The sequence below is a fragment of the Streptomyces sp. NPDC048644 genome, assembly GCF_043199105.1.
In the GTDB taxonomy this organism is placed as follows: domain Bacteria; phylum Actinomycetota; class Actinomycetes; order Streptomycetales; family Streptomycetaceae; genus Streptomyces.
In genome coordinates this window covers 520,906-542,473 of record NZ_JBICVO010000003.1, presented here as the reverse complement: position 1 = coordinate 542,473, position 21,568 = coordinate 520,906, and the positions used below count along the sequence as shown (strand labels likewise).

Below are 21,568 nucleotides of genomic sequence, written 5' to 3'. Positions count from 1 at the left end.
AAAGCACCATGGCTGCATCGGCATCCCCTGACAGCTCGGCCGAGCGCATCGTCATCGAGAACTGCGCCATCGCGACCGTCGACCCCCACGACACCGAGTACGCCACCGGCCACGTCGTCGTCGCCGGGACGGTCATCGAGTCGGTGGGCGCAGGACGCGCCCCCGACGGGCTGGCGAACGTCGTCCGCCGGGTCGACGGAACGGGGCACCTGGTCACCCCCGGCCTGGTCAACACCCACCACCACTTCTACCAGTGGATCACCCGCGGCCTCGCCACCGACCACAACCTGTTCAACTGGCTGGTCGCCCTCTACCCGACCTGGGCCCGCATCGACGCGCCGATGCTGGCCGCCGCCACCCAGGGCTCGCTCGGCATGATGGTCAGGGGCGGCGTCACCACCGCATCCGACCACCACTACGTCTTCCCGCAGGGCTCCGGCGACCTCGTCGCCGCCGAACTGGACGCCGCCGCCGGCATCGGCGCCAGGATCACCCTGGCCCGCGGCTCCATGGACCGCAGCGAGAAGGACGGCGGGCTGCCCCCCGACTTCGCCGTCGAGACCACCGAAGGCGCCCTGCTCGCCACCGAAGAGGCCATCGACAAGCACCACGACGCCTCCTTCGGCTCGATGGTGCACATCGCCGCCGCGCCCTGCTCGCCGTTCTCCGTTTCCACCGAACTCATGCGCCAGGGCGCCGAGTTGGCCCGCCGCAAGGGCGTGCGGATGCACACCCACGGCTCGGAGACCGTGGAGGAGGAGACGTTCTGCCACGAGCTGTTCGGCAGGGGCCCGACCGACTACTTCGAGTCCACCGGCTGGCTCGGCGACGACGTGTGGATGGCGCACTGCGTCCACATGAACGACTCCGACATCGCCGCCTTCGCCCGCACCGGCACGGGAGTCGCCCACTGCCCCTCGTCGAACGCCCGCCTCGCCGCAGGCATCGCCCGCGTCCCCGACATGCTGAAGGCCGGCGTCCCGGTCGGCCTCGGCGTGGACGGCACCGCGTCCAACGAGTCCGGTGAACTCCACACCGAACTGCGCAACGCCCTGCTCGTCAACCGGCTCGGCGCCCACAAGGAAGCCGCGCTGAGCGCCCGCAAGGCCCTCCGGCTCGGCACCCACGGCGGCGCGCAGGTCCTGGGCCGCACCGGCGAGATCGGCTCCCTGGAGGCCGGCAAGCTCGCCGACCTGGTGCTGTGGAAGCTGGACGGCATCGGCCACTCCTCCATCGCCGACCCGGTCACCGCGCTGGTGTTCGGCGCGGCTGCCCCGGTCACGCTGTCCCTGGTGGGCGGCCGGCCGGTCGTCGAGGACGGCCACCTGACCCGCGTCGACGAGGACGCCGTCGCCCGCACCGCCCGCACCGAGGCCAGGCGACTGGCCCGTATCGCCGCCGAGAGCTGACCTGCCGCGCCGCGCCCCCGCGCGCGGCGCCCCTGAACTCGGCCGGGAGGGACGGCTCCCGGCCGGGCTTGTGGATCCGAGCGGTCCACAAGCGCCTGACCCCGGGGGCGCGGAGTTCACCCCGTGCCCCCGGGCCGGCCGCCGGCACCGTCCCGGCCGGACATCACCGATTTCACGCGCCACAAGCGCCGCCCCTGCACCCCGCCGCTGACCCGCGCCCGTTCGCCCTGCGCCCACCCGCGCGACTTCTCGCACCACGCACCACATCGCATGCCCTCCGTGACAGCCTCGTGCCGCCCTCCCGCGGCGGTGCAGAAATCGACAGGAGGCCCGCAGTGGCCGCAACCCCCGGGCAGAAGTCGGAGGGCGACCGGAAGCACCCGGTCGACGCCACCCTCCCGCCCTTCAAAATGTTCACCAGCGGCCTCCAGCACGTGGCCGCGAGCTACGCGGGGGTGGTCGCCCCGCCGATGATCGTGGGACCGGCCTGCGGGCTGACCGCCACCGAGACCGCGTTCCTGATGGGCGCCGCCCTCTTCACCGCCGGCATCGCCACCCTCCTCCAGACGCTGGGCTTCTGGAAGATCGGCGCCAGGCTCCCCTTCGTCAACGGCGTCTCGTTCGCCGGTGTCACCCCGATGGTGGCGATCGCCAAGTCCCAGAGCCCCGCGCACGCGCTGCCGGTCATCTTCGGCGCGGTCATCGTCGCCGGAGTGCTGGGCTTCGCCCTGGCCCCCTACTTCTCCAAGCTCGTACGGTTCTTCCCGCCGGTGGTCACCGGCACCGTCATCACCCTGATCGGCGTCTCCCTGCTCCCGGTGGCCTTCAACTGGTCCCAGGGCGGCACCGAAGGGGCCCCGGACTACGGGTCGTTGACCAACATCGGGATGGCCGCGCTGACCCTCGTCATCGTGCTCGCGCTGCGCCGGGTGCTGCGGGGCTTCCTCCAGCAGATCGCCATCCTGCTCGGCCTGATCGCCGGCACGCTGATCGCGATACCCGTCGGCATCACCGACTTCTCGGCGCTGGGCGACGCCGGCCTGATCGGCTTCCCGACGCCTTTCCACTTCGGCGCACCGCAGTTCAGCCTCGCGGCCATCGTGTCGATGTGCATCGTGATGCTGGTCTGCATGACCGAGTCGACGGCCGACATGCTCGCTCTCGGCAAGATCGTCGACCGGCCGGCCGACGAGCGGACCATCGCCGGCGGACTGCGCGCCGACACCCTCGGCACCGCGCTCAGCCCGCTCTTCAACGGCTTCGCCAACAGCGCCTTCGCGCAGAACATCGGCCTGGTCGCGATGACCAAGGTGCGCAGCAGGTTCGTGGTCGCCACCAGCGGCGTGATCCTGATCGTGCTCGGCCTGTGCCCGGTGGCCGCCTCGGTGATCTCGCTGGTGCCGCTGCCGGTGCTGGGCGGCGCCGGCATCGTCCTCTTCGGTTCGGTCGCCGCCAGCGGCGTGCAGACGCTGGCATCCGCCGCGATGGAGAAGGGCGAGAACGCGCTGATCGTCGCCGCGGCCGTCGGCGTCGGCCTGATCCCGATCGCGGCGCCGGACTTCTACCGCAACTTCCCCAAGGACCTGCTGGTCGTCCTGGACTCCGGCATCAGCACCGGCTGTCTGGTCGCCATCGTCCTCAACCTCGCCTTCAACCACTTCGGCAGGCGGGAGGCCGACCCGGCCGCCGACGGGCACGGGGCCGACGCGCCGCCCGCCCCGACCGTCCCGCCGCAGCCCGACCGGGGCCGCGCCGACGACGCCGACACACCCGCGGCGACCCCGTTGCCCTGACGGCAGCGGGACACAACGGCCCGTGGGGGAACGGACGTTGCCGTCCCGTCACGGGCCGTCGGCCGGTCCTGCTCAGCCGATGTGGAAGTCCTCGCCGTAGACCTTCCAGTCGAGCGGCGTGTGCAGGTCGAGGTTGCCGTCCTTGAGGAAGACCCGCTGGGCGGTGTCGACCCGGCTGGTGTCGCTGTGTGCCTCCTCCTGCTCCATGGCCCACACCCGGGCGTCGAGGAAGGCATTGAGGTACTTCTTCTCGTCGCCTCCCTGCGACGGCGGCTTGGCCTTGTTCAGCGCGCGCTTGCGGATGCTGGAGAAGCTGGTGTCCTCGTCGCCGTCCCCGTGCATCACGATCGCGTCGTAGTACGCGAACTGGCCGAGCACGCCGACCCCGTCGGACTTGCCCTGCTTGACCGCGGGGTTGAAGTAGACCCGGTCGCGCTCGTCGTTCTGGGCCTTCTGGAAGGCGCTGTCCTGCGCGGCCTTCTTCCAGTCCTTGGTGTAGTTCGGGTCGAGCCCTTCGTGCGAGTCGCTGCCGTCCACCTTGCGCAGCGCGGGCAGGTACTTCGCGAGGATGTTGTCCGGCTTCCGCTTGGTGTACAGCTCGACGAGTTCGAGCATGTCGTGGGTGCCGGAGCAGAAGCCGATGATGCCGCCGGTGTAGCCGCGGCCGTCGCCGATGTCCTCGATGTAGCGGTACTGGTCCTTCCAGTCCAGCGAGGAGTTCTCCGCGCTGGAGACCAGCTGCATCGCGATCTCCTTCTTGGCCGGGTCGTCGAGCCCGGTCGCGGCGCGCGATGAGGGTGCGGAGTGCGTGGTGGAGTGGGGCGCGGCCGGGGTACGGCTGCCCGAGGTGGCCGTCGCGGCGATGGCGGTTGCGGGGACGGTCAGCAGAGCGACGCCGAGGACGACGCGGGTGGCAATTCTGGTCACACGTGAGCTTATCGATCGGGAGCGCATGAGGTCCTCCGGTTCCGGAGTGGGCTGTGGGGGGTTCCCCAATCGTTAGGAAGCTTTCCTACCAGACTTGGTGAGTGACGTATACCCGTCAAGCGTGGCTGTTCCGCACGGGGTTGCCGCCGCGTCGGATGGCGTCCGACGGCGTGCGACTGACCGCTTTGCGCAGGCGAACGGCGGGCCGGACAAGGGGAGTTGCGGCGGGAGCCGCGAAGAAGGCGCCAGGCGGTCCCGAGCGGCGCGGCGTGCGGGCGCGAGGTGCGCGGGCGCACGACCGGCGATGCGTGGCGGGGGCGGCGCGGACCCGGGAACTGCTGCCGCAGGTCGCGGACGTCGGCCGGGGGTGCTTATCGGCCCCGGCGGCACACGGGCCGGGCGTCGATGGCCCCCGCGGTGCCGGGCGGAAAGCGCCGGGGCCGCCCCGCCACCGGTGATCCGGAGCGGCGGGGCCGGGGTGCCCGCGGCGGACGCATCCTGCTGCACGGGCAAAGCGACGCGCGGCCCCGGGGTCGGGCCACGGACCCGAGTCCCGGGCGGCCGGCGCGTCGGACGAACGGCGGTCAGAGGAACGAAGCAGGCTCCGGGGACGCCGGACGCGGCTTGCATGTGAAGCCCAACTGGCGCAGCGCCCGCACGATTTCACCGGTACTGAAGTCCCGGGGGTCCTGCCCGGTGACGATCCGGCCGACCTGCTTGACGGGGTAGGCGGTGGTGCCGATGAGGACGGACTCGCCGTCGATCGGATCCGGCTCGACCGCGCTCATCTTCTGCTCCACCTCGCTCGCCTGGATGTAGAAGAAGACTCCGGCAATGGTGACGCGCATCATGCCTCAACAAGGGTGAGCAGGAATGGAACCCGAGCTGTCACCTTCTCATGGATCCGCCCGGACGAAAGGCTCCTGACGGTGCGGGCCGGGGCCCGGTGCGGCGGGTGACGGGGCGTGGGAACGCGCCCGCGGGCGGGCCGCACGGGGGCCCTGGATGCCCCGCCCCGCGCCCCGGAACACCGGAGGCGGGGCGGGACGGGCGGCATCGCTCAGCCGGTCAGCAGCGCGTAGGCGGGCAGCGTCAGGAAGTCGGCGTAGTCGGCGTCGAGGGAGACCTGGAGGAGCAGGTCGTGGGCCTGCTGCCACCTGCCGGCGGCGAAGGCGTCCTCGCCCACCTCGGCGCGGATGCCGGCCAGGGCCTCGGCGGCGATCGTACGGACCAGGTCGGCGGTGGCCTTCTCGCCCTCGTGGCCCTCGTCGTCGAAGACGACGCCGGCGTCGACCCACTGCCAGATCTGCGAGCGCGAGATCTCGGCGGTGGCCGCGTCCTCCATGAGGCCGAAGATGGCGACGGCGCCCAGGCCGCGCAGCCAGGCTTCGATGTAGCGGGTGCCGACCTGCACGGCGTCGACAAGGCCCTGGTAGGTCGGCTTCGCCTCCAGGGAGTCGATGGCGATGAGGTCGGCGGCCCGGACGTCGACGTCCTCGCGCAGCCGCTCCTTCTGGTTGGGCCGGTCGCCGAGCACCGCGTCGAAGGAGGCGCGGGCGATCGGGACCAGGTCGGGGTGGGCGACCCAGGAGCCGTCGAAACCGTCGCCAGCCTCGCGGTCCTTGTCGTTCTTGACCTTGGCCAGGGCCTGCTCGTTGGCCTCGGGGTCACGGCGGTTGGGGATGAAAGCGGCCATGCCGCCGATGGCGTGCGCGCCGCGCTTGTGGCAGGTGCGGACCAGGAGTTCGGTGTAGGCGCGCATGAACGGCGCGGTCATGGTCACCGCGTTGCGGTCCGGGAGGACGAACTTGGCGCCGCCGTCACGGAAGTTCTTGACGATGGAGAAGAGGTAGTCCCAGCGTCCCGCGTTCAGCCCCGAGGCGTGGTCGCGCAGTTCGTAGAGGATCTCCTCCATCTCGTACGCGGCGGTGATGGTCTCGATGAGGACCGTGGCGCGGATGGTGCCCTGGGGGATGCCGACGTAGTCCTGGGCGAAGACGAAGATCTCGTTCCAGAGGCGGGCCTCCAGGTGCGACTCGGTCTTGGGCAGGTAGAAGTACGGGCCCTTGCCGAGGTCGAGCAGCCGCTGCGCGTTGTGGAAGAAGTAGAGGCCGAAGTCGACCAGCGCGCCGGGCACCGGCTTGCCCTCGACCTGGAGGTGGCGCTCGTCGAGGTGCCAGCCGCGCGGTCGCACGACGACGGTGGCCAGCTCATCGGCCGGCTTGAGTGCGTACGACTTGCCCGACTGCGGGTCGGTGAAGTCGATCCTGCGCTCGTAGGCGTCGCTCAGGTTGAGCTGGCCGGTGATGACGTTCTCCCAGGTGGGAGCGGTTGCGTCCTCGAAGTCGGCGAGCCAGACCTTGGCGCCGGAGTTGAGCGCGTTGATGGTCATCTTGCGGTCGGTCGGGCCGGTGATCTCGACGCGGCGGTCGTTGAGCGCGGCCGGCGATGCGGCGACCCGCCAGCTGTCGTCCGCGCGGATCTGCGCGGTCTGCGGGAGGAAGTCCAGCGTGCTGGTGCGGGCGATCTCGGCGCGGCGCTCGGCGCGGCGGGCGAGCAGTTCGTCGCGGCGCGGTGTGAACCGCCGGTGGAGCTCGGCGAGGAAGGCGAGTGCGGCGCCGGTGAGGACCTCGTCCTGCCGCGCGGGCACGTGAGCGGGGTCGACTTCGGCGATGGCCAGCGGGGACGGCGCTGGTGCGGACATGGGCGGTCACTCCATTCGGCGGCGGTGCCGTACGGCCGGCGGTGAGTCCGGACGGCACGGGGTGCCGCAGGCTCCGGAACGCGGTCGCGGGCGCCGTCTGGGTTCAGGGCGCTTCTGACCAGTGGAGAGTAGTTTCCTTATCGCGGAACTTCAATGGTTTGTTGATGTCGAGATTCTCCGGGTCGACAGAAACGGTGATCGAATGGCTCCGGGTGCCACTGCGGTCACTGCCGATGACCGCCGCACCCGCCTCCCGGCCGCTCGCCGCCCCGCCCTCAGGACAGCCGGCGCAGATCCTCCGGGGTGTCGATGTCGTACGCGTCGGCGATATCCCCGCACTCGACGAGGGTGAGCGCCGACGCGTGCCGCCGCAGATAGGCCCGCGCGCCGCGGTCGCCCTCCGCGCTCGCCGCGATCTCCGCCCACCGGTCGGCACCGAACAGCACCGGGTGCCCCCGCCTGCCCTTGTACGCCGCCGCCGCCAGCGATCCGGCCCCCTCGTACGCGGCCAGCACCCGCGCCACCGCGGCGCCCCCGATGCCCGGCTGGTCCACCAGGGCCACCACCACCGCGTCCGCCCCCGAACCCGCCAGCGCCGCCAGCCCCACCCGCAGCGAAGACCCCATGCCCTGCGCCCAGTCCGGGTTGTCCCGCGTCGTGTACCCGGACAGATCGGCGCGTGCGCGGACGGTCTCCGCAGCCGCGCCCAGCACGATGTGCACCGGGTGACACCCGCCGTCCCGCAGCGCCCGCGCCGCGTGCTCCACCAGGGGGCGCCCCCGGTGTTCCAGCAGCGCCTTGGGCCGCCCGCCCAGCCGCCGGCCGCCGCCGGCGGCCAGTAGCAGCCCCGCCACGCTCCCGCAGGTCCGGCCGTCCCCCGTGGTGTGCGCCGCGCCTTCCGGCCGTGGTGTCTGTCCCATGGGGAGTGCTTACCCCATCGCGCCCGGGTGCGCCCACGGGAGGTCAGGCGGCGTCACCTGCCGCCCGTGGCCGGGGGATCCGTGGTCGCAGCCGGCCGCGGATGTGGTGGGTGTGCTCCTCGATGAGGCGGCGCTCGGTGACGTAGCGGTTTATGTGCTCCACGGTGATCTCCGAGACGTCCGAGAGGCCGTACGCGCGGCAGATGAGTTGCACGACGCTGACGCGCTGCCCCTGACCCTCGCCGTCGGAGCCGTTGTCGGGGTGGTGATCAGGGCTGTTGCCGGGGCCGTTGGGGGTTTCCATGCCGATCTCCGATCCAGTGATATGCCGGATATTTCCCGGAAGAGAGAATGCTCCACACCGCCCTGCCGCACGCATCCGACCGCCCATGCTCACGCCAAAGGGTGGCCAGGGGAACGAATGTCTTGACGCATGGTCATGTCCGGTGTGGGCAGGCGGAGTGACCGCCCGCGGCGCGCCGGCCCGGTGCCGGAGTGGCGAATCCCGCCGGGGGATCCGAGCGGGATTCCTGACGCGCGGCCCGGTGCCCGAGCGGGCCCGCGGGCGGCGAATTTCGCTCTGCGTATGGCGCGGTGACCGCCTGTGGCGTTAACTGACCCGCATTGCGAAGCGGGTCGACGCCCTTGGAGGACGCCGTCGTTGTGGACCAGAGGCCGAGGTGCGTACGACCGGCCGGGGGCGAGGACGACCCGCGGGTGCGGGAGCTGCGCGGTGCCGTGTCCCGGCTGCGCCGTCAACTGGCCGTTCTCCCCGCCGAATTGCCGGACCGCGCGGTGGCCGACGAGGAACTCGCCGCCCTGTACGCGATGGTGAGCGACGGGCTGCCCGAAGTCCCCAGGCTGCGCCGCTCGTTGCTGCTGATCGCCGGCGCCGTCGGCTCGGTCAGTGCCCTGTCGCCGGCCCTGACCGAGGTCCGCGAGGGCATCGACCGCTTCGGCGGGCTGCCCCGCGGCAGGTGACCCGGGCGCGACGCACCCCGGGCGCGCTCACCGGCCGCCCAGCCCCCCGGCCGCGCCGTCGCCCTCGCGTTGTCAGACCCCCGTGCCACGATGACGGACATGAGTACTACCGAACGCGCCATGCCCTCCCTGGACGCCGACGAGCGGGCCTCCCTGGAGAGCTGGCTCGACTTCTACCGCGCCACCCTCGCCCGGAAGTGTGACGGCCTGGACGAAAGCCGCCTCCGCCAGGCGTCCGTGGCGCCTTCGCCGCTCACCCTGCTCGGCCTCGTACAACACATGGCGGAGGTCGAACGGAACTGGTTTCGCAGGGTCCTGGCCCAGGAGGACGCCCCGCCGATCTTCACTCCCGACGCCGACCCGGAGGCCACCGACGGCGGCTTCGACCTCGCCGAAGGGGCCACCTACGCGGCGGCGCTGCCCGTATGGCAGGCCGAGATCGGCCGTGCCCGGGAGAACTGCGCGGCCCGCGCGCTCGACGACACAAGACCGTTCATGGGCGGGCAGGTCACCCTGCGGTGGATCTACACCCACATGATCGCCGAGTACGCCCGCCACTGCGGTCACGCCGACCTCATACGCGAGCGCATCGACGGCAGCACAGGCTTCTGAGCCGGTCACAGGGCGCCGCGCGTCCCGCCTTCCGCGCGGACGGCGGGGCTTCGGCGACGGCCCCTACGCCGGCGTCTGGTTGGCCAGCGCCACCGACAGCTTGGCCGCGACGTCCTGGAGCACCGGCACGATCTTCTCCGTGGATGCCTCGGTCACCCGGCCGGTCGGACCGGAGATGGAAATCGCCGCGGAGGTGGGGGAGTTGGGGACCGGCACCGCGAAGCAGCGCACGCCGATCTCCTGCTCGTTGTCGTCCACCGCGTAGCCGAGCCTGCGGACCTCGGCGAGTGCGTCGAGGAAGGTGTCCGCGTCGGTGATCGTTTTCTCGGTCGCCGCCGGCATGCCGGTGCGGCCCAGCAGCGCGCGGACCTCCTCCGGCGGGTGGTTGGCCAGCAGGGCCTTGCCGACGCCGGTGGAGTGCGGCAGTACCCGCCGGCCGACCTCGGTGAACATCCGCACCGCGTGCCGGGACGGCACCTGCGCGACGTAGACGATCTCGTCACCGTCGAGGAGCGCCATGTTGGCGGTCTCGCCGGTCTCCTCGACCAGGCGGGCGAGGAACGGCCGGGCCCAGGTGCCCAGCAGCCGGGATGCGCCCTCGCCGAGCCGGATCAGGCGCGGGCCGAGCGCGTACCGCCGGTTGGGCTGCTGGCGGACGTAGCCGCAGGCCACCAGGGTGCGCATCAGGCGGTGGATGGTGGGCAGCGGGAGGCCGCTGCTGCCGGAGAGCTCGCTGAGCCCCACCTCGCCGCCGGCGTCGGCCATCCGCTCCAGCAGGTCGAAGGCGCGCTCAAGGGACTGGACGCCGCCGCTCGCGCCCGCGGGCTTGGCATCGGCGGCGGGGGTGCTGGCGCTGGACGGCGGCACGTCGCGTTCCTTTCGGGGCGGGTCAGGTCGGTCGCGGCTCGTGCGGGCGCCGGGCCGGACCGGAGCAGCCTACCGGTCCCCTTCCGTGGGCACACGGTGTATCGCACACTCGTTCCCGCCGGTCAGCGGCTCTTTGTCCGGACTTCGTCCCCGGCGGCGAGCTGGATAGCCGCGCTCTCTTGACCGGGCCAGTGGCCGTAGCTACGTTCTGCTCCGCGAAACCTACTGTCCATTCCGTGGAATCCTCCAAATCGCTGGAGTGTCATGCGTCTTCTCGTCATGAACCCGAACACCGCGGCCTCCATGACCGCCGCGATCCGCGCCACCGCCACCGCAGCCGCCGCCCCCGGCACCCCGACCACCACCTGATCGGGTGCGGACGCATCGACGTGGACGCCCTGTTCTCCGCCGACAAGGACGGGGCGTATTTCTGCTGCGACGGCTACAACCCGAAGGTCGTGATCGCCTTCCTGCCGGCCGCCGCGATGGCCGCCGTGCTCGCGCTGGTCCCGGCGTTCGACGCGCTCGCGCCGTTCTCCTGGATCTTCGGCACGGGAGTCTCCGGCGCGCTCTACGCGCTGGTGTCCCGCCGCGGCCGGGTGCCTTCCGGTGCCGGTCCGCTGCCGCAGGACATCATCGCGTCGCAGGTCAGCCGGGCCGCCAGGGGCGAGGACGGTGCCGAGGAGCGGACCGTGCCTGCCGGCGAGCCGGTGGCGGCCGAAGGGTCTTGACGGGCCGCGGCCCGGAGTGAAGACTCCGTTCAACAGACTGTTGAATTCTGGTGCGGGCGCCCGGTCCCGGGCGGCCACCCGGCGGCCGGGCGACACGGATCACCGAACAACGATCACCACCGAACAACGAGGAGGGGACCGGGTGTCCGAAGGAGAGCTGGTGCTGCGCTCCACGCGCGTCGTCACCCCGCAGGGGACGCGCGCCGCGTCCGTCACCGTCGCGGACGGGAGGATCGCGGCGGTGCTGCCGCACGACGCGGCGGTGCCGGCCGGAGCGCGGGCCGAGGACTTCGGCGACGACGTCCTGCTGCCCGGCCTGGTGGACACCCACGTACACGTCAACGACCCCGGCCGCACCGAGTGGGAAGGCTTCTGGACCGCCACCCGCGCGGCTGCCGCCGGCGGCATCACCACCCTGGTGGACATGCCGCTCAACAGCCTGCCGCCCACCACCACCGCCGGCCACCTCGGCACCAAGCGCGAAGTGGCCCGCAGCAAGGCACACATCGACGTCGGCTTCTGGGGCGGCGCCGTCCCCGGCAACGTCGCCGACCTGCGACCGCTGCACGACGCCGGGGTCTTCGGCTTCAAGTGCTTCCTGTCGCCCTCGGGTGTGGACGAGTTCCCCGAGCTGGACCAGGAGCAACTGGCCGCCGCGCTCGGGGAGATCGCCGGTTTCGGCGGCCTGCTGATCGTGCACGCGGAGGACCCGCACCACCTCGGCGCCGCCCCCCAGCCGCACGGCCCCAAGTACGCCGACTTCCTCGCCTCCCGCCCCCGGGCCTCCGAGGACGACGCCATCGCCGGGCTCGTCGCACTCGCCGAGCGGCTCGACGCCCGGGTGCACGTCCTGCACCTGTCGTCCAGCGGCGCGCTGCCGCTGATAGCCGCGGCCAAGGCCGAGGGCGTCCAGGTCACCGTCGAGTCCTGCCCGCACTTCCTGACGCTGACCGCCGAGGAGATCCCGGACGGCGCGACGGAGTTCAAGTGCTGCCCGCCGATCCGCGAGTCCGCCAATCAGGACGCCCTGTGGCAGGGCCTGGCGGACGGCACCATCGACTGCATCGTCTCCGACCACTCGCCCTCCACCGCCGACCTCAAGACCGCCGACTTCGGCGCGGCCTGGGGCGGCATCTCCTCCCTCCAGCTGGGCCTGCCCGCCATCTGGACGGCGGCCCGCGCCCGCGGCCACTCCCTGGACGACGTGGTCCGCTGGATGGCCGCCGCCCCCGCCGCCCTGGTCGGGCTCGACCGCAAGGGAGCCATCGCGCCGGGCCGCGACGCGGACTTCGCCGTCCTGGACCCCGACGCGTCCTTCACCGTCGACCCGGCCGCGCTCCAGCATCGCAACAAGATCACCGCGTACGCGGGGAAGACCCTGTACGGCGTCGTACGGTCCACCTGGCTGCGTGGCCGGAAGATCAACGACGGCAGCACACTCGCCGAACCCACCGGGACACTCCTCACCCGCCCGTAGGGTCCGCCTGCCGGTCCGTCAGCGAGTTCCAGAACATCAGCTCGTACGCCTGGAGCAGCCGGCCCTGCCGCTGCGCCGCCACCGGCCGTGCCTGTCCGGTGTCCAGACCGTGCTGCACGGCGGCCAGGGCCCGTTCGTCCAGCTCCGGCGCCGGTTTGGCGAAGAAGTCGAAGAAGCCGCAGGCCGCGTCGGGGAAGGCGTAGTGGGTGCGCATCGAGCGGGCCACCGCCGCGCAATAGTGGCCCCAGGCGGCGAAGTTGGCGGTCAGCGCGATCACCACGTCGACCGGCTCGGCCCCGAGCGCCAGCCGCGCCGCGTACGACGGATACGCCTGGCAGCCCGCCCGCGGCTGGTAGCCGTCGAGATCCGACGGGGTCAGCCCGCAGGCATCGGCCAGCGCGGCCAGCCGTTCCAGTGCCAGCGTCTCGCCGTCCGCGAGCAGTTCGAAGAAGGCGGCGACGGGCGGATCGCCGTCCGCGCGGTGCGTCAGGTGCCGGAAGCTGAGCCGGTCGGACGCGATGACCTGGTGCTGCTCCAGCGCGAACGTCGCGAACACCGAGCGCGGCGCCTCACCCGTGGTGATCAGCGGGACGAGCCGGTTGGCGCCGGTGTCGGGGGTGAGGGCGCGCACCGCGGCGTCGAGCACGGCGTCCGCGGTCGGCCGGGGGGCTGCGTCGGCGGGTCGGACCATGGTGGCTGATCTCCTCCGGTGCGGGGACGGGCTCGCGGGGGACGCCGCGCCCGGTGCCGTATCCGACGGGGCCGGCCCGGCTCCGTACGCCGGGCAGCGGCCGTCTCGGACCGATGGACTCAGGTTAGGACGCCGAGGAGCGACGCGCCGGGGAGAGCGGCGGCCGGCGTACGCCCGTCGTCCGGGCGCACGGGGGCAGTTGCCCGTGGTCAGCGGGTCTTGGCGATGATCACCAACAGGCTCATGAACGCCAGCAGCACATGGGTGGCGACGACGTAGATGAAGACCCGCACATAGAGCCCGCGCGGTGGCTTGTTCTCGACGTAGACGCGGGCGGGTGCCGCGGGCTCGGTGACGGCGTCCGGCGCGGCGCCGGCTCCGGGTTCGGGGAGCGCGGGCGGGGGAGTGGAGTGGTCGGGCACGGCGTACGTTCCTTCCCTTGCGAAACGGTGCGGCACGCGGGCGCTCCGCGTCACCGGCGTCACAGGCCGCGGCGTGGCGCGGCGTCGCCCAGGCACAGCTCGGCGGCGCCGCTCTGGAGCAGGGTGTGCACGAACAGCAGATCCGCACCGCCCTGCGAGGCTGCGGCGATACGGTGCGGGGTCAGCGAGTCAAAGTGCGCCGCGTCACCCGGGTCGAGCAGGTGGACGGCTTCGCCGAGCGTCAGGCGCAGCTGCCCGGCGAGGACGTAGAGCCATTCCTCGCCCGGATGCACCCGCACCAGGTCGCCCTGCGCGCGCTGCGGCACGTGCAGCCGCAGGGCCTGCATCGCCCGCCCGGCGCCGCCGAGCGTCCAGTACGTCCAGCCGCCGGCCTCGGACGGCTCGGTACGTCCGGCCCGCACGATGGGATCCCGCTCGGGAGCGGTCTCGCCGAGCAGGTCGGATACCGTGGTTCCGTACGTACGGGCCAGTGCCAGCAGCATCGGGAGCGAGGGCTGGCGGCGGTTGGTCTCCAGCCGGGACAGGTGCGCGGGCGAGAGCCCGACCCGCCGGGCGGCGGCCTCCAGCGTAAGACCGCTGCGTCGCCGCAGGTCACGCAGTCGTGGCGCGACGGTGGGCAGCTCCGCCGCGGCGGCGTCGGAGGTCTCATCCGGGTGGTCGGTCATGTATCCGGTATAGCCAGCCTTAACCCCAGAGGCAAAAGTTTTGCCCGAGAGGCAAAGGCTGCCGGTGTTCCGGAAGTGCGGGCCGGTGGCGGCTGCCGGGGACGCCGGACGAGTGGGCCGGCCGCCCGTGGCACCTACGGCTGCACGTGTGAACTCGCGGGAAACTTCCGGTCCTTGGGATTGACAGGCCCATGTCTACGCGCGTCATCCTTGTCGGCATGAGAATCCCCCCACGGATCACCAGGATCGGCGCCGCGGGCGCCCTCGCATCGGCCCTTCTCCTCGGCGGGACCGCGGTCGCGGCCACCCCGTCGGCCGCCACGGCCCGCCCCGCCGCCACCGCCGCGTCGCTGCACGCCGCGCAGGTCCGGGTGCAGGACGTCGGCAAGATCTGCACCTCCAAGCTGCCCGACGAGGCCCACGAGACCCTTGACCTGATCGACAAGGGCGGCCCCTACCCGTACCCGCAGGACAACACGGTCTTCTCCAACCGCGAGGGCATCCTTCCGAAGCAGGGTTCCGGCTACTACCACGAGTACACCGTCGTCACTCCCGGCTCGCCGGACCGCGGCGCGCGCCGCATCGTGACCGGCGAGAAGGACAAGGAGGACTACTACACCTCCGACCACTACAAGTCGTTCGACCTCGTCGACTTCGGCTGCTGAGCCGGAGCCTGACAGGTACGGACTCACCCGGCGGCCGGGGTGCCAGAGGTCATGGCGCCCCGGCCGCCGTCCTGTTGCCCGGAAACCGCCGCGGTGCGGGCCCGCCGCCCGCCTCGTCACCCGTCCCTCTCGCGTACCTTCGGTTCCACGCCCTCCCGTCCTCAAGTCCCTCCCCTTCCACGTCACTTCGGCGTCCCGGCTACACGGTTCCACGGCTCCGCGGCCCTGATGCGTCCCCCGGATCTCGCCGGTCGGGGGACGTGGGGCCGACCCCCGCGGGAGAATTGTCAGTGGCTGCCGGTAGCGTTTCGGTCGAAACGAGGAAGGGGCGGGCATCGGCGGCAAAGAGACCATCTGGTGGTCGGCCGTCGCGGCACGCACGGACACGTGCCGGTCACGCCGCGGTCGCGGGGCGGGCGGCGCGGAGCGTCGGAGACAAGGAAGGACGGCGAACTGCCGTGTATCGCTGGGAAATCACCCGGGCCGCACTGGCGCAGCGCGTTTTCGCCATTGTCCGCAGCACGTCCTACGACGAGGCGAGCGCCACCGCCGACACCCTGCTGTCGGCCGGCATCACCAGCCTGGAAATATCGCTCACCACCCCCTTCGCCCTGGAGGCCGTCACCACCCTCACCCGCGAGCTGGGGGATGACGCGGTCATCGGCGCGGGCACGATCCTTGACGCCGTGTCGGCCCGGATGGCCGTCGACGCCGGCGCCCGCTTCCTCGTCTCGCCGAACCTCGACCCCGAGGTCATCCGTACGGGACACCGCTACGGCGTCCCCGTATTCGCCGGCGTCGCGACCCCGACCGAGATGGTCCGCGCGCTGGAGTGCGGCGCGGACGCCCTCAAGGTCTTCCCCGTCTCCGGGCACGACCCCTCCTGGCTCAAGGACGTCCGCGCCGCCCTGCCGCAGGCCCCGCTCCTGCCGACCGGTGGGGTGACGGTCGAGAGCGCGCCGGAGTGGATCGCGGCGGGCGCCGTGGCCGTCGGCATGGGTGCGGCGCTCTCCGCCGGCGACCGCGACACCGTCGCCAAGCGCGCCGCCGAACTCCTGATCCGGCTCGCCGACACGACACCTGACCACCGGACGACCATCGGCACGGCGGACCTCTACGACGACTGAACGGGCGGGCGGCGCATACGACGGCTGAACGGGCGGATGGGCGCAGGGGTTTCAGGCCGGGCGGCGAGAGAGAGTTCGCGGCCCGGTGGCCGTACGCACCGGATGGCCCGCAGCCGTCCCACAGGGCGGTCACGGCCTTCACCCGGGCCGCGGGCTCTGCCACGCTGAGCGCTGCGATCGGCAAGATCACGCCGTCGTCCGCCGGGCCGCACCGGCCGCCGGCGGTGCACCGGTTGACCGAGCCGATCGCGGAACGCGCCCGCCGCGTTCCCGCCCCGCCGCCACCGCCCGCCGCGTACAGGAGTCACGATCACCATGAAGCGCGCCGTCACGCTGTCCGCCCTCGCCGTGCTGCTCGCCGTCACGGCCGCCGCTCCCTCCTCCTCGGCAACTCCCGCCCCGGCGCCTGGAGCCCCGCCCACGGCAGCAGGAACGGCGGCCACCGCCACCGCGCAGCGGGCGCATCCCGGCACCCTCCTGGACGCCGTCCCGCGCCGCGGCGTGCTCCGGGTCTGCACGACCGGCGACTACCGCCCGTTCACCTACCTCGACCCGAAGACCGGGAAGTACCGGGGCGTGGACATCGAGATGGCCAGGGATCTCGCCACAAGCCTGGACGCCAAGCCCCGGTACGTCGCCACGACGTGGGCGAAGCTCGTCGGCGACCTGACCGCGGGCCGCTGCGACATCGGCATGGGCGGCGTCTCGATCACCCTGCCGCGGGCCCGCGCCGCCTACTTCAGCGAACCCACCCGCGAGGACGGCAAGACCCCCATCGTCCGCTGCGAGGACAAGGACAGGTACCGGACCCTCCAGCAGATCGACCGGCCCGGCACGACCGTCGTCGTCAACCCCGGTGGCACGAACGAGGAGTTCGCCCGCGCGCACATCAAGCGGGCGACGATCACGGTGCACCCCGACAACACCACGATCTTCGACGAGATCGTCGCGGGCCGTGCCGACGTGATGATGACCGACGCGTCGGAGACCCGCTACCAGGCCAAGGTGCACCCCGAACTCTGCGCCGTCCACCCCGACGAGCCCTTCTCCTTCTCCGAGAAGGCCTACGCCCTGCCGCGCGGCGACGACGCGTTCAAGGCGTACGTCGACCAGTGGGTGCACCTGGCGAAGAACGACGGCACCTACCGGAAGTACGAGGACGCCTGGATGAAGTAGCCGCGGCGCACGGGAACGGCTGATCCGGGGGAGCGCACCGCACGGGAGCCGCCGGTCCCGTGCGGTACACCGCACGACCCCTGTCAATGTCCGGACAATGTGACCTCCGGACTTCCCGTCATCATTTCCTGCCGTTACGCTCGCGACCGTGGGGAAACGCGATACAGAAGCCATGGGAGCCGAGAGCCCCGTTCAGTTCAGCGTGGACCGGAGCAGTCCCGTCCCGCTGTATTTCCAGCTCGCCCAGCAGCTGGAGTCCGCGATCGAGAACGGCAGGCTCGCGCCTGGCAGCCTGCTCGGCAACGAGATCGAGCTGGCCGGGCGGCTCGGCCTGTCCCGGCCCACCGTGCGGCAGGCGATCCAGTCGCTGGTCGACAAGGGGCTGCTGGTGCGCAGGCGCGGCATCGGCACCCAGGTCGTGCACAGCCAGGTCCGCCGCCCGCTGGAGCTGAGCAGCCTCTACGACGACCTGGAGGCGGCCGGCCAGAAGCCGGCGACCCGGGTCCTGCGCCACACCACCACGCCCGCCGACGCCGAGGTCGCCGCCGCACTCGGGGTCGCCGAGGGCGCCGAGGTCGTGCTCGTCGAACGGCTGCGGCTCACCCACGGCGAGCCGGTCGCCCACCTGTGCAACCACCTCCCGGCCGGACTGCTGCGGCTGGAGACCGCCGCTCTGGAGGAGACCGGCCTCTACCGCCTGATGCGGTCGGCGGGCATCACCCTGCACAGCGCGCGGCAGGCCGTCGGCGCCAAGTCCGCCACTGTGGAGGAGGGCGAGCGGCTCGGCGAGGCGGAGGGTGCCCCGCTCCTCACGATGCAGCGCACCACCTTCGACGACACCGGCCGGGCCGTCGAATTCGGCACCCACGTCTACCGCGCCTCCCGGTACGCCTTCGAATTCCAGTTGCTGGTCCGCCCCTGACCCCGCGCGCGCCGGAGCCCTCACGTGCCGGAGCCCGAGCCCGGTTCCTTGCGCCGCCCCGGGTCCATCCCGTACACAGGACCGCGCTTCCGTGGGCACACCGCCGCACCGCTCCCGTCAGGATGTTCTGACAAAGCATTGACGCGGCTCCGCGCCCCCGCTAGAACTCCTCCAGCCACAACCGGACGGCCGATGAGGGCGGCACTCCGCTCCAGCTGGTCCACCGGTCGTGGCGCTCAGTGACCACTGGTGGAAGAGCGGACCCGATGAACCGGTACAGATCGCCGGTAGCGGATACTTGGTCGGTTGGGGCCGGGGATCCGGTGCCGGTGCGCGGAACGACGTGCACCACACAGCGTGACAATCAGCGGGAAGGGCAAGTCCTCGTGGCAAGGGTTCGAAGAGGCGTACGCGTCATGAGTGCCGTGCTGGTGGCGGTGCTCGGCGCCTCGCTCGCGGGGTGCAGCAGTACCGGAGGCAAGCGCGCCGAGGACGCGCGCGCCGCACAGGCCGCCGGCGGCAGGGCCGCCGTGAACACTCCCAGGTGGACCTTTGCGATGGTCACCCACTCGGGCGACGGCGACACCTTCTGGGACATCGTGCAGAACGGCGCCGAACAGGCCGCGGCCAAGGACAACATCAAGTTCGTCTACGGGCACGACAAGGAAGCCCAGCGGCAGAGCCAGCTGGTGCAGTCCTACATCGACCAGAAGGTCGACGGACTGATCGTCACCCTCGCCAAGCCGGACGCCATGAAGGACGTGGTCGCCAAGGCCGAGAAGGCCGGCATCCCCGTGGTCACGGTCAACTCCGGCGCCGAGGAATCCAAGGCGTACGGCGCGCTCAGCCACATCGGCCAGGACGAGACGGTGGCCGGCGAAGCCGTCGGCGACGAACTCAACAAGCGCGGCCGGAAGAAGGCCCTGTGCGTCCTGCACGAACAGGGCAACGTCGGCCACGAGCAGCGCTGCGCAGGCACCGCGAAGACCTTCAAGGGCGACCTCCAGAAGCTCTACGTCGAGGGCACCAACATGCCCGACGTGCAGTCCTCCATCGAGTCCAAGCTCCAGGCCGACCCGTCCATCGACTCCGTCGTCACCCTCGGCGCGCCGTTCGCCCCCACCGCCGTCAAGGCCAAGGAACAGGCGGGCAGCAAGGCCGAGATCGACACCTTCGACCTCAACGCCCAGGTCGCCGGCGGCCTCAAGGACGGCTCCCTCGGCTTCGCCGTCGACCAGCAGCCCTACCTTCAGGGCTACGAAGCCGTCGACCTGCTGTGGCTGTACAAGTACAACTCCGACATGCTCGGCGGCGGCAAGCCGGTGCTCACCGGACCCCAGGTGATCACCAAGAAGGACGCGACGGCGCTCCAGGAGTACACGAAGCGGGGCACCCGATGAGCCCCGCCGACGCCCCGCCACGGCAGCCCGCAGGCCCCGCAGGCAGCAGCGACGAACGGCTGCTGCACCGCTCCCTGGTCCACCGGCTGATGGGCCGCCCCGAACTCGGCTCGGTGGTCGGCGCCGCCGCCGTCTTCCTCTTCTTCACCTTCGCCGCCGAACCCTTCCTGCGCGCCTCCAGCCTCTCCACCGTCCTCTACGCGTCCTCCACGATCGGCATCATGGCCGTACCGGTGGCGCTGCTGATGATCGGCGGTGAGTTCGACCTCTCGGCCGGTGTGATGGTGGTCAGCTCGGCGCTGATCTCCTCGATGTTCAGCTACCAGATGACCGCCAACACCTGGGTGGGCGTCGGCGTATCCCTGCTGGTCACCCTCGCCATCGGCTTCTTCAACGGCTTCCTGCTGACCCGCACCAAACTCCCCAGCTTCATCATCACGCTCGGCACGTTCTTCATGCTGACCGGCCTCAACCTCGGCTTCACCAAGCTGATCAGCGGCACCGTCTCCACGAAGACCATCGCCGACATGGAGGGCTTCGCCTCCGCCCGCGCCGTCTTCGCCTCGCACCTGACGCTGGGCAGCGTCGACATCCAGATCACCATCCTGTGGTGGATCGCGCTGGTCGCCGTGGCCACCTGGATCCTGCTGCGCACCCGCGCCGGCAACTGGATCTTCGCGGCGGGCGGCGGCGCGGACGCCGCCCGCGCGGTCGGCGTCCCGGTCACCAAGACCAAGATCGCCCTCTACATGGGCGTCGCCTTCGCCGCCTGGATCTCCGGCCAGCACCTGCTGTTCTCGTACGATGCGATCCAGTCGGGCGACGGCGTCGGCAACGAATTCCTCTACATCATCGCCGCGGTCGTCGGCGGCTGTCTGATGACCGGCGGCTACGGCTCGGCGATCGGCTCCGCCGTCGGCGCGTTCATCTTCGGCATGACCAGCAAGGGCATCGTCTACGCCCAGTGGAACCCGGACTGGTTCAAGTTCTTCCTCGGGGCGATGCTGCTGCTCGCCACACTCCTGAACGCATGGGTACGCAAGCGCGCGGAGGAGAAGGCATGACGGCCCTGGTCGAGCTGGCCGACGTCAGCAAGTTCTACGGCAACATCAAGGCCCTGGAAAACGTCTCGCTCGAAGTGCACGCCGGGGAGATCTCCTGCGTGCTCGGCGACAACGGCGCCGGGAAATCCACCCTCATCAAGATCATCGCCGGGCTGCACCAGCACGACGCGGGCACCTTCACCATCGAGGGCGAGGAGACCCGCCTCGCCTCCCCCCGTGACGCCCTGGACCGCGGCATCGCCACCGTCTACCAGGACCTCGCCGTGGTCCCGCTGATGCCGGTGTGGCGCAACTTCTTCCTCGGCTCCGAACCGACGAAGGGCAAGGGCCCCTTCCGGCGCCTGGACGTCCGCACGATGCGCGAGACCACCCGCAGCGAACTGCTGCGGATGGGCATCGACCTGCGCGACGTCGACCAGCCCATCGGCACCCTCTCCGGCGGCGAACGCCAATGCGTGGCCATCGCCCGCGCCGTCTACTTCGGCGCCAAGGTCCTCGTCCTGGACGAGCCCACCGCGGCGCTCGGCGTCAAGCAGTCAGGCGTCGTCCTCAAATACGTCGCCGCCGCCAGGGACGCCGGACTCGGCGTGGTGTTGATCACCCACAACCCGCACCACGCCTACCTCGTCGGCGACCGCTTCGTCCTCCTCAAGCGCGGCACGATGGCAGGCAGCCACGCCAAGTCGGAGATCGCCCTGGACGAGCTGACCCGCCAAATGGCAGGCGGCAGCGAGCTGGAGCAGCTCAGCCACGAACTGGCCCGCGCGGCGACCCCGGAATTCCCCGGCGGCCACCGCCCGGACTGAGCCCCGGCTCGGCCCCGGTCCCGCACCTCACGCCGCGGTGCGCCGGACACCGCACGTGATGCACAATCGCACCGAAACCATGCACACCGAGGCCGACCCGGCCTCCTGAGACCCGCAGGGACGAGACGACTCTTGCGAGCACGCAGCCGACCGGGCCAACGCCGCAGCCGCAACGGCGAAGAGGTGGG

Annotated in this window: 22 protein-coding genes; 13 read left to right on the top strand and 9 right to left on the bottom strand. The window is 71.6% G+C overall.

Features of this window, described 5'->3' with window-relative positions:
• Nucleotides 1-8: 8 nt before the first annotated feature.
• Together ACGFNI_RS09350 and ACGFNI_RS09345 are read left to right on the top strand one after the other, a co-directional pair.
• Nucleotides 9-1,409: an 8-oxoguanine deaminase gene (locus ACGFNI_RS09350; RefSeq protein ID WP_393682077.1), complete on the top strand. Its 1,401-nt coding sequence runs from the start codon at nucleotides 9-11 to the stop codon at nucleotides 1,407-1,409.
• A gap of 335 nt (nucleotides 1,410-1,744) precedes the next feature.
• Nucleotides 1,745-3,202: a nucleobase:cation symporter-2 family protein gene (locus ACGFNI_RS09345; RefSeq protein WP_393682076.1), complete on the top strand. Its 1,458-nt coding sequence runs from the start codon at nucleotides 1,745-1,747 to the stop codon at nucleotides 3,200-3,202.
• Nucleotides 3,203-3,274: 72 nt separating this feature from the next.
• Here the strand turns inward: ACGFNI_RS09345 and ACGFNI_RS09340 are convergent, their stop codons facing one another.
• The 5 genes from ACGFNI_RS09340 to ACGFNI_RS09320 form a co-directional block, all read right to left on the bottom strand.
• Nucleotides 3,275-4,156 (bottom strand): chitosanase, encoded by an 882-nt coding sequence (locus ACGFNI_RS09340; protein ID WP_393682075.1) that lies wholly within the window; start codon nucleotides 4,154-4,156, stop codon nucleotides 3,275-3,277.
• Between the two features lie 557 nt (nucleotides 4,157-4,713).
• Nucleotides 4,714-4,980: an SCO5918 family protein gene (locus ACGFNI_RS09335; RefSeq protein WP_393682073.1), complete on the bottom strand. Its 267-nt coding sequence runs from the start codon at nucleotides 4,978-4,980 to the stop codon at nucleotides 4,714-4,716.
• Nucleotides 4,981-5,189: 209 nt separating this feature from the next.
• Nucleotides 5,190-6,833: a malate synthase A gene (aceB, locus tag ACGFNI_RS09330; RefSeq protein ID WP_393682071.1), complete on the bottom strand. Its 1,644-nt coding sequence runs from the start codon at nucleotides 6,831-6,833 to the stop codon at nucleotides 5,190-5,192.
• A gap of 275 nt (nucleotides 6,834-7,108) precedes the next feature.
• Nucleotides 7,109-7,687, bottom strand: a complete 579-nt coding sequence (locus tag ACGFNI_RS09325) for an NTP transferase domain-containing protein (protein ID WP_393682201.1) — start codon at nucleotides 7,685-7,687, stop codon at nucleotides 7,109-7,111.
• A 109-nt stretch (nucleotides 7,688-7,796) separates the two neighbouring features.
• Nucleotides 7,797-8,057: a hypothetical protein gene (locus ACGFNI_RS09320; protein WP_393682070.1), complete on the bottom strand. Its 261-nt coding sequence runs from the start codon at nucleotides 8,055-8,057 to the stop codon at nucleotides 7,797-7,799.
• 359 nt (nucleotides 8,058-8,416) lie between these two features.
• On the opposite strand from ACGFNI_RS09320, the gene ACGFNI_RS09315 reads away from it, so the two are divergent.
• Entirely contained in the window at nucleotides 8,417-8,734 is a 318-nt protein-coding gene (locus ACGFNI_RS09315) for a DUF5955 family protein (RefSeq protein ID WP_393682068.1), read from the top strand.
• 99 nt (nucleotides 8,735-8,833) lie between these two features.
• On the top strand, nucleotides 8,834-9,346 hold the full coding sequence (locus ACGFNI_RS09310; protein WP_393682066.1) for a DinB family protein: 513 nt from the start codon (nucleotides 8,834-8,836) through the stop codon (nucleotides 9,344-9,346).
• A gap of 63 nt (nucleotides 9,347-9,409) precedes the next feature.
• On the opposite strand, the gene ACGFNI_RS09305 is transcribed toward ACGFNI_RS09310, so the two are convergent.
• Nucleotides 9,410-10,213 (bottom strand): IclR family transcriptional regulator, encoded by an 804-nt coding sequence (locus ACGFNI_RS09305; RefSeq protein ID WP_393682064.1) that lies wholly within the window; start codon nucleotides 10,211-10,213, stop codon nucleotides 9,410-9,412.
• Nucleotides 10,214-10,602: 389 nt separating this feature from the next.
• Between ACGFNI_RS09305 and ACGFNI_RS09300 the strand changes: the two genes are divergently transcribed.
• Together ACGFNI_RS09300 and allB are read left to right on the top strand one after the other, a co-directional pair.
• Nucleotides 10,603-10,944: a hypothetical protein gene (locus ACGFNI_RS09300; protein WP_393682063.1), complete on the top strand. Its 342-nt coding sequence runs from the start codon at nucleotides 10,603-10,605 to the stop codon at nucleotides 10,942-10,944.
• A 142-nt stretch (nucleotides 10,945-11,086) separates the two neighbouring features.
• Nucleotides 11,087-12,421, top strand: a complete 1,335-nt coding sequence (allB, locus tag ACGFNI_RS09295) for an allantoinase AllB (protein ID WP_393682061.1) — start codon at nucleotides 11,087-11,089, stop codon at nucleotides 12,419-12,421.
• Here allB and ACGFNI_RS09290 read toward each other — a convergent pair.
• From ACGFNI_RS09290 to ACGFNI_RS09280, 3 genes are all read right to left on the bottom strand, one after another.
• Entirely contained in the window at nucleotides 12,408-13,112 is a 705-nt protein-coding gene (locus tag ACGFNI_RS09290; protein ID WP_393682059.1) for a transcriptional regulator, read from the bottom strand. The two genes, allB and ACGFNI_RS09290, sit on opposite strands and share 14 nt — an antisense overlap.
• 209 nt (nucleotides 13,113-13,321) lie before the next feature.
• Entirely contained in the window at nucleotides 13,322-13,534 is a 213-nt protein-coding gene (locus tag ACGFNI_RS09285; RefSeq protein ID WP_393682058.1) for a DUF6126 family protein, read from the bottom strand.
• 59 nt (nucleotides 13,535-13,593) lie between these two features.
• Nucleotides 13,594-14,220 (bottom strand): helix-turn-helix domain-containing protein, encoded by a 627-nt coding sequence (locus tag ACGFNI_RS09280; protein ID WP_393682056.1) that lies wholly within the window; start codon nucleotides 14,218-14,220, stop codon nucleotides 13,594-13,596.
• A gap of 218 nt (nucleotides 14,221-14,438) precedes the next feature.
• Here ACGFNI_RS09280 and ACGFNI_RS09275 point away from each other — a divergent pair, with 218 nt between their 5' ends.
• The 7 genes from ACGFNI_RS09275 (at nucleotide 14,439) to ACGFNI_RS09245 (ending at nucleotide 21,380) form a co-directional block, all read left to right on the top strand.
• Nucleotides 14,439-14,885: a ribonuclease domain-containing protein gene (locus tag ACGFNI_RS09275; RefSeq protein WP_393682054.1), complete on the top strand. Its 447-nt coding sequence runs from the start codon at nucleotides 14,439-14,441 to the stop codon at nucleotides 14,883-14,885.
• A 458-nt stretch (nucleotides 14,886-15,343) separates the two neighbouring features.
• Entirely contained in the window at nucleotides 15,344-16,012 is a 669-nt protein-coding gene (locus ACGFNI_RS09270) for a bifunctional 4-hydroxy-2-oxoglutarate aldolase/2-dehydro-3-deoxy-phosphogluconate aldolase (protein WP_393682053.1), read from the top strand.
• Between the two features lie 315 nt (nucleotides 16,013-16,327).
• Nucleotides 16,328-17,188, top strand: coding sequence for a transporter substrate-binding domain-containing protein (locus ACGFNI_RS09265; RefSeq protein WP_393682051.1), 861 nt, complete (start codon nucleotides 16,328-16,330; stop codon nucleotides 17,186-17,188).
• A 172-nt stretch (nucleotides 17,189-17,360) separates the two neighbouring features.
• Entirely contained in the window at nucleotides 17,361-18,110 is a 750-nt protein-coding gene (locus ACGFNI_RS09260) for a GntR family transcriptional regulator (protein WP_393682050.1), read from the top strand.
• A 416-nt stretch (nucleotides 18,111-18,526) separates the two neighbouring features.
• The gene (locus tag ACGFNI_RS09255) at nucleotides 18,527-19,510 is read left to right on the top strand and encodes a sugar ABC transporter substrate-binding protein (RefSeq protein WP_393682048.1); all 984 of its coding nucleotides are present in this window, start codon (nucleotides 18,527-18,529) and stop codon (nucleotides 19,508-19,510) included.
• Nucleotides 19,507-20,574, top strand: coding sequence for an ABC transporter permease (locus ACGFNI_RS09250; protein WP_393682046.1), 1,068 nt, complete (start codon nucleotides 19,507-19,509; stop codon nucleotides 20,572-20,574). The genes ACGFNI_RS09255 and ACGFNI_RS09250 overlap by 4 nt, the downstream gene beginning before the upstream one ends.
• Nucleotides 20,571-21,380, top strand: coding sequence for an ATP-binding cassette domain-containing protein (locus tag ACGFNI_RS09245; RefSeq protein ID WP_393682044.1), 810 nt, complete (start codon nucleotides 20,571-20,573; stop codon nucleotides 21,378-21,380). The genes ACGFNI_RS09250 and ACGFNI_RS09245 overlap by 4 nt, the downstream gene beginning before the upstream one ends.
• The last annotated feature ends 188 nt before the right edge of the window (nucleotides 21,381-21,568 follow it).